Source organism: Phytoactinopolyspora endophytica (genome assembly GCF_004138495.1).
Taxonomy (GTDB): Bacteria; Actinomycetota; Actinomycetes; order Jiangellales; family Jiangellaceae; genus Phytoactinopolyspora; species Phytoactinopolyspora endophytica.
Window position 1 is genome coordinate 80,908 of record NZ_ML142867.1, and the last position, 7,575, is coordinate 88,482.

The 7,575-nt window shown below is 67.8% G+C and carries 6 protein-coding genes; 3 read left to right on the forward strand and 3 right to left on the reverse strand.

Features of this window, described 5'->3' with window-relative positions; genetic code table 11:
* From ELR45_RS39365 to ELR45_RS28110, 3 genes are all read left to right on the forward strand, one after another.
* Positions 1-245 (forward strand): FAD-binding oxidoreductase (locus ELR45_RS39365; RefSeq protein WP_276320742.1); only part of this gene is annotated, 245 nt, incomplete at its 5' end.
* On the forward strand, positions 245-1,510 hold the full coding sequence (locus ELR45_RS28105) for an FAD-binding oxidoreductase (RefSeq protein ID WP_129669274.1): 1,266 nt from the start codon (positions 245-247) through the stop codon (positions 1,508-1,510). The genes ELR45_RS39365 and ELR45_RS28105, both read left to right, overlap by 1 nt.
* 1 nt (position 1,511) lies before the next feature.
* Positions 1,512-2,855, forward strand: coding sequence for a heterodisulfide reductase-related iron-sulfur binding cluster (locus ELR45_RS28110; protein WP_205857410.1), 1,344 nt, complete (start codon positions 1,512-1,514; stop codon positions 2,853-2,855).
* A 51-nt stretch (positions 2,856-2,906) separates the two neighbouring features.
* Here the strand turns inward: ELR45_RS28110 and ELR45_RS28115 are convergent, their stop codons facing one another.
* From ELR45_RS28115 to ELR45_RS39370, 3 genes are all read right to left on the reverse strand, one after another.
* Complete coding sequence (locus ELR45_RS28115) at positions 2,907-5,531, reverse strand: hypothetical protein (protein WP_129669275.1); 2,625 nt, start codon at positions 5,529-5,531, stop codon at positions 2,907-2,909.
* Positions 5,528-7,321, reverse strand: coding sequence for a beta-glucuronidase (uidA, locus tag ELR45_RS28120; RefSeq protein ID WP_129669276.1), 1,794 nt, complete (start codon positions 7,319-7,321; stop codon positions 5,528-5,530). The genes ELR45_RS28115 and uidA overlap by 4 nt, the downstream gene beginning before the upstream one ends.
* Before the next feature lie 61 nt (positions 7,322-7,382).
* On the reverse strand, positions 7,383-7,575 hold a 193-nt coding region (locus ELR45_RS39370), incomplete at its 5' end, for a family 1 glycosylhydrolase (protein WP_205857411.1).

The window sequence follows — 7,575 nt, forward strand, 5'->3', positions numbered from 1 at the left end:
GCATCGCCAACGGCGGATCCATCACCGGCGAGCACGGCGTCGGCTCCGACAAGGCAAGCTACATGCCCAAGATGTTCACCGAGGAGGACCTCGACACCATGCAGGCTGTTCGCTGCGCCTTCGACCCCGACAACATCTCCAACCCCGGCAAGATCTTTCCCACACCGCGGCTGTGCGGGGAACGCCCCGGACGCCGCCAGGGCGCACACCCACTGCAAGGCGCCGGCATCGCGGAGGTCTTCTGATGGGTACGTCCACTGATCCGGACGTCACCGCGCTCGCCCGCAGTCTCGACGGCGACGGCGAGATCCGGCCCCTCGAGCCCGGCGATCCTGCCGGCTCGATCGACGGAGTGCCTGCCTCCATCGTGGCCCGGCCGACGTCCGTGGCCGGTGTCTCCGCAGTGCTGCGCGAGGCACACGCCCAAGGGCTCGTGACCGTGCCGCGCGGCGCTGGAACTGCCCTGGGCTGGGGCAGCCCGCCCGAACGAGTCGACATGATCCTCGACATCACCCGCCTCGACCGGCTTATCGAACATGAGGCCGGTGACCTGGTCGTCGTCGCCGAGGCCGGTCTGCCGCTGCACAGCCTGCAGAACGAGGTCGGCCGCGCCGGCCAGGAACTCGTCGCCGACGTCCCACCGGAGCGTCTCGCCGCCGGCTCCACCGTGGGCGGGACACTCGCCACCGCACCCTCCGGGCCCCGCCGCCTGCAACGGCTCGCGTTACGCGACCTCGTGCTCGGGGCGACGGTCGTGCTCGCCGACGGCACCGTGGCGACCTCAGGCGGCAAGGTCGTGAAAAACGTCGCCGGGTATGACCTCGCCAAACTCGTCACCGGTTCGTTCGGCACGCTCGGCGTGATCGTACGCGCGGCCTTCCGGCTGCACCCCGTCCAACCGGCCCGCGCGGTGGTACTGCGCACCGGGCCCATGGAGGAGGTCGCTACTCTCGCCCGCCAGATCGTGGCCTCCCAGCTCGCGCCGGCCGCCGTCGAGATCGACCGCCCGGCCGACAGCGACGAGGCTACCGTGGCAGTCCTACTGGAAGGCGCCGCCGAAGCCGTCCGTAGCCGGACCGAGGAGGCCACGGCGCTCCTCGACGGCGAACTCGCATCCCCACCGCCGTGGTGGGGACAGCTGCCCGGCGGCGACGTCCTCGCCAAGGCCACCGCCACGCTGACCGGCGTCACCGACCTCCTCCGCGCGGCTCGGGACGCTGAGCAACGATATGGCGCCGGCGTCGCCATCCGCGGAACCGCCGCCGGGGTCCTGCACGCCGGTATCACCGCCTCCTCTGCCGACGGTGTCGCCGCCGTCGTCGCTCGGCTCCGCATCGCCGCGCCCAGCCCACGCGAGGGCACCGTCACCGTGCTGCAGGCGCCGAGTGAGGTGCGAGCCGACCTGGATCCGTGGGGTCCGGTCGCCGGCCTGGAGCTCATGCGCGGCATCAAGAACAGACTCGACCCCGGCCGCAACCTCGCACCCGGCCGATTCGTCGGAGGGATTTGACGTGAACGACAACAGCCAGCTGCCCGACGTCCTCGGCATCGCCGCTTTCGACGACCACCACCCGCCGTCGCCCGAGCTCATCAACGACTGCGTGCACTGCGGCTTCTGCCTCCCTGCCTGCCCCACCTACACACTCTGGGGCGAGGAGATGGACTCCCCTCGCGGTCGCATTCACCTCATGAAGCAGGGCTTGGAGGGCGAGCCCATGACACCCTCCATGGTCCAGCACGTCGACGCCTGCCTCGGCTGTATGGCGTGTGTGACCGCCTGTCCCTCCGGCGTCCAGTACGACAAGCTCATCGAGGCCACCCGCCAGCAGGTCGAACGACGCGGCTCCGAACACCGCTCGCCGGCGAACCGTCTGCTGCGCGGGGCCATATTCGCGCTCTTCCCCCGCCCGAAGCGTCTCCGCCTCCTCCGCGGCCCGCTGGCCCTCTATCAGCGCAGCGGCCTCAACCGGCTGGTGCGCCGCTCGCGCGTGCTCGACAGGATCTCTCCGACGCTGGCGACCATGGAAGCCATCGCGCCGCCCGTCCAGCGACGGGTCCGGATCCCCGGCCTGGTGCCAGCGCGTGGCGAACGCCGCCTGACGGTCGGACTGCTAATGGGCTGCGTCCAGCGCGAGTTCTATCCCGACGTCAACGCCGCCACCGTTCGCGTACTCGCCATGGAAGGCTGCGACGTCGTCACTCCCCCGGCGCAGGGCTGCTGCGGAGCGCTGTCGGTCCACACCGGGCGCGAGGACGAAGGGCTGCGCTACGCCCGGGCCCTCATCGACGCCTTCACCGACGCCGGCGTCGAGCGCATCGTCGTGAACTCCGCCGGCTGCGGATCCACCATGAAGGACTACGCGGATCTGCTCGCCGACGACCCCGACTACGCCGAGCGCGCCCAGGTCTTCTCCAAGAAGGTCCGCGACATCTCCGAGGTCCTCGCCGAGCTCGGCCCTGTCGCCGAACGCCACCCGCTTCCGGTCACCATCGCCTACCACGACGCCTGCCATCTCTCCCACGCGCAGGGCGTGCGCACGCCGCCCCGCCAGCTGCTCAAGGAAATCCCCGGGCTCACGGTCCGGGAGATCGCCGAGGGCGACCTATGCTGCGGGTCAGCGGGTGTCTACAACCTTCTCAATCCCGAGCCCGCCCGGGAACTCGGCGAACGCAAGGCAACGAACGTCGCGAGCACGGGAGCCGACCTGCTGGTGACGTCCAACCCCGGGTGCCTCCTACAGATCACCAACGCTCTCGAACGCCAGGGCAAACACATGCCCACGGCTCACATGATCCTCGTGCTCGACGCCTCTCTGCGGGGTCGCGGCGCGCACACACTTGTGCCCGCCGGCTAGCAGGGTGAACGGAAACAGCCGGTGGCTCGGGCGTTCTGGGCGCCCGCGACGCTACCGTGTCACCGGCCATTCCGTGCTGTGCAGCACCACATAGGGCTGGTTGGACAACGTGTCGTTGAGGCCCGGGACGAAGATCGGCTGGTCCCCCGCCCGTCGTACCTCGGCGAAGAACATCAACGGGTACGACGACGCCGTGAACTCACCAGGAATCCACGCCGAGAAACACGTTCCCTGGCGATCCATCACCACCTGGTGGAAAGTCTCGGACTGATCGACGTGGCGGTAGTGCAGCTCGGCACCATCCACCGGTGTGATTGTTCCAGTCTCCAGCCGCACCTCCAGCGGCTGACCCCGGGTGAATCGTTCCGGCACGACGAAGCGCGCGTCGTCCAGTCGCCAGCGATCATCACGGGCAACCGGAGTCTTCGCGATCGGTGGCGGCTGGACACGCAGCGCCTCGTCGCGTTCCAGGGAGAGCGCGAACAGATCTTCCCGCATAGCCGGGAGGCGATCCGCCCAGTGACCACGCTCGGAGATGCCCACACCGAAGGCAAGATCCTCCTGGTAGACGCCGGCGAGGACATCCGCGATCGCCGCATACGAGGCATGGGCCGCCTCTAGCAGCCGAATCGTCTCCGAGATGGCCGTCGGATCAGCCGTCCGGCGGAACACGGCGTAGTGCACCGCCGCGCGGAACTTTCCAGCGAAGAAGCGGCCGAGCCGTGTCAGGACGTCCAGGTCGATGAGAGTTCGGTGCACCTGCGCCGCGGGCGGCTCATCGAGCCCAGCTCGCACGCGGCTGATCGCCGCTTCGCCGTCAGCGACCCACTGCTCGATCCATGAAGCCACCTCGAGCGGCGTGTACTTCCCGGTCAGCGCACCGTCGAGCGCGTCGTCCGCGTACTCTCCGACGGCATAGAACATCGTGGGGTCGAATGGCGACACACCCTCCCAGGTACTCGGTGCCGGTGTGTCGAAGGCGTAGTGGGACGACTGGCGCCAGAACGAGATCGGCAGGTCGACGTACATCTCGGGCCAGTAGAAATTGTTCGCGCCACTGACCCCGTGCACAACCGAGACGAGAGGGAGGATGCGGCTCAGCGACGCGAGTGCCGACTCCATGTCGGCGGCCGCCGCGCCGTACTCGGTCCGCAGGAAACGGCGCCACGTTTCGGGCGGAGCGTCGGGGTCATAGAGTAGCCGTCCCCAGAGCAGATAGGTGTACCGGTACTTGTGCCAATCGGCGACACCGAGCCGAAGGTCGTCGCGCAGGTAGGGGTCGCGTCCTCCCGGTTCACCGGTGCCCTTCCTGCCCTTGAAGGACAACGGTTCACAGAACTCGACCCCACGTGAACCGCCGAAGGTCGCGAAGCGCCCGAAGCCGCTTGCCATCGCCGGGTCACCCCACAACAGCAGCTTCTGGGTTCCGGGCCACACCCGGAACATGAAGTCGACCGGACGGTCCTCACTCAGGAAGTCCGCGTAGCCGTAACGCGTGAGCCGGCGCTCGACATCGGTCACGCCAGCAACCTGCGCATCGAAACCGGGCCACGTCGCACCCTCGAGTTCACGGTGCCGAATCGATGCCTGGTGGTAGGGGACGCCCATGTGTTCGGCCCAGTACTTCCCGGAGATCACCGGCCGGATTCCCGGCTTATCGACGGCGTCGAGGATGGCCTGGTCAATGCCCTTGGCATGCATGTCGACCTGGAGAGGGCGCCCGGCTTCGGACACCGCGTGGAAGACTTTTTCCCAGAAGACCTCGTGCCCCTGGTCGTGAATTCCGCCCTCGTAGTGCACCCGGAAGGTGAGCCCGTCGATCTCCGGGATTTGGGCGAGCAGCATTCGAATCGCGGCGGCACAGTAGTCGGCATGTATCTCGGGGCTGATGCCGAGGATCGGATACCAGTGCCGCGAGTCGTACCCATAGTCGTAGGCGTGATTCCACAGGCCCAGCTGGAAACTCATTCCCCGCCGGCGCGTCTCTCCTGCGATGTGCGCAAGCGCGGCCAGATTGCGATCACGTTCGGCCGCCGTCACCCCTTGGGCACGCACGTGAAAGCCGGGAACGTCGAGCAGGAAGGGATACGCGAAGCACAGGTAGTTGTCGCTCGCCGTGCGGCTCTCCACGCCGGTCCCGTAGTTGTACTGCATGCCGAACGCCAGGTGGAAGCGGTTGAACCGTTGGGTCGCGACGTGGTCGAGGTAGTCGGTCCAGAACGCCCGGTCATGCAACCACGCCGAGTCCTCTCCGACGCTGGCGAATATCCTCTGGATCCCGCGCACTGGAACCGCTGGGCGCTGCGTCTGTTGAGGTCCCGGTGTGAAGTCGCCAAGTCCACCGGCGGCGAGGCGCTCCCCGATCTCAGTGAGGGCGTAGGTAAACCCCACATCGTCCGGCGCCGCGACCGCTATGCGCCGCCCGCCGGTCTCGTCGGCGACGATTCGCAGAGCGTACGATTCGGGCGAGTGCGGCACATCCCGGAGTCCGGCGGCAGCGATGGACATCGAGTCTTCCGCCGGGATAAGCGCCACCGTGAGCGCGCAATCCCGGTCATCGGCAAGCACGACGTGCGCGCCATGTGTCGTCGCCGCACCGTCGAGCCTGCCGATCGCCCAGCGCACCGGTGCCTGAGCGAGCACCGCGGGCGGGCCGACGACGGCGACCCCAGTCACTGCTCGGTCCCGGGCTTGCGGCCGTCGAGGCCCCGCCAGCGGTCGCGAAGGGCGAAGGCGGCGCCCTTCGGGCGGCGATCGCGCGTGAAGATGCCTTTCTTGTTGCCGTCGACGCGGTGGATGCCGTTCGACGTGGCGAAGTCGGCGAAATTCCAGATCTGCTCGCCGACGAACTGCGGGAAGCGATCGAACACGCGATGGTGCATCGCCAGATAGTCGCGCTGATACTCCTCGGTCCACGCCTGATCCCACACCGAGTGCAGGCCCGGCTGCGTGTCGGCGCCGTACTCGCTCATCATGATCGGCTTACCGGTGCGTTCGACCCAGCTCTGGATGTCGCGCTCGAGATATTGTTCCGCGACGTCGAGCTCTCCCGTCGCGACGTACCAGCCGTAGTAGCGGTTCAGGCTGACGACGTCGAACAGGTCGATGATCTGGTCGTTCTTGGTGTTCGCGAACATCACGAGCGCATAGGTGAGAGGACGCGTCGAGTCGAGTTCGCGAGCGAGGATCACCAGCGGCTCGAAGTACTCGCGCGCGCCGTCTTCGTTCGACGCGGGCTCGTTGGCGATACTCCACATCACGACCGAGGGGTGGTTCTTGTCGCGTCCGATGAGCTCACGCAGGTGCTGCGCGTGCGCGGCACGTGTGCGGTCGTTCGCGTACTGCTCGGAGAACGTCGGGAAGGGCGGCTTGCCCGCCATTCCACCGACGACGCCCATGTTGAGCCCCACCGCCGCCGTCTCGTCGATGACGACGATGCCGTGCCGGTCGGCGAACTCGATGACCTCCTCGGCGTAGGGGTAGTGCGAGGTTCGGAACGAGTTCGCGCCGATCCAGTCGAGCAGCTGGAAGTCGTGGACGAGGTACGCGTCGTCGTGACCCTTGCCGCGCACGGGAGTGTCCTCATGCTTGCCGAAGCCGGTGAAGTAGAAGGGCTCGCCGTTGATGAGGAACTCGTGGCCGCGCACGCCGACCGTCCGCACACCGACCGGGAGGGTGTAGCTGTCGACGACCTCGCCGCCGTCCGTCAGCTCGATCGTGAGGTCGTACAGGTAGGCGGCGCCGGGCTGCCACAGAACGACGTCGGGGATCTCGACCTCGCCGCCGGCACCCTCCGCTGTGGCGACGACCTCACCCTCGGCGTCGACCATCCGCACACGCACGTCGCCGATCCCGACGGTCTCGACGTCGTAACGAACGGCTCCCGTGGTCCCCTCGAAGCCCGTCACGACCGTGACGTCATCGATGCGCCGCTTCGGCGTGCTGTAAAGCCAGACGGATCGGGCGAGTCCCGCGTAGTTGTAGAAGTCGTGGAAGTACGTCTGCTTCTTCCGGCCCGTGACGCCGACCTCGATCTTCCCCGGCGGGATCGTCTCGTTCGTGAGGTCGCCGCTGACGGCCACCGTGAGCCGGAACTCACCCCCGGCCGACACGACGTCCGTCAGGTCGATATCGAACGGCGTGTAGCCGCCGATATGCTCCCCGACGAACGTATCGTCGATGTACACACGCGCCGCATGAGTCGCCGCATCGAACCGGAGGAGGATCCGCTCACCCGCCCACCCGCGCGGCACGCGCACGGCGCGTTGGTAATAGACCCACCCGACATGGTCGCGGATCTCAGGATCCGTGAAGAGATCGTTGAAGCTCGCGGGCACGGCCGCCTCGTGCGGCGTCTGGAGCCGTCCCATCCACGGCTCGTCACCCACCCGCGAGTCGATCGCGAATCGCCAGACGCCGTCCAGATTGACGAGCTCGCGGGTCGGTGTGGGGATGGGCTTGAGCATGGCGTGCCTTCCTACGCGTCGGGACTACTTGGTTCCACGTGCACGGGTGCCCCACCCGCCCTCACGCGAGGGCGTTCCGGCGGGCGACCTCTCCGAGCCAGCCGAGGCTCGGTTTGGGCGTGCGCACGAACGTCTCACGATCGACGGCGATGAGGCCGAAGGTCGGGCGCCAGTGGCCCCATTCGAAGTTGTCCAGCAGCGACCAGTGCAGGTAGCCGCGCACATCGGCGCCAGCGGAGGTCGCCGCCTGGAGT

Coding starts and splice junctions, on each gene's coding strand:
- ELR45_RS28105 (WP_129669274.1), top strand. CDS start 245: ATGGGTACGTCCACTGATCCGGACGTCACCGCGCTCGCCCGCAGTCTC.
- uidA (WP_129669276.1), bottom strand. CDS start 7,321: ATGCTCAAGCCCATCCCCACACCGACCCGCGAGCTCGTCAATCTGGAC.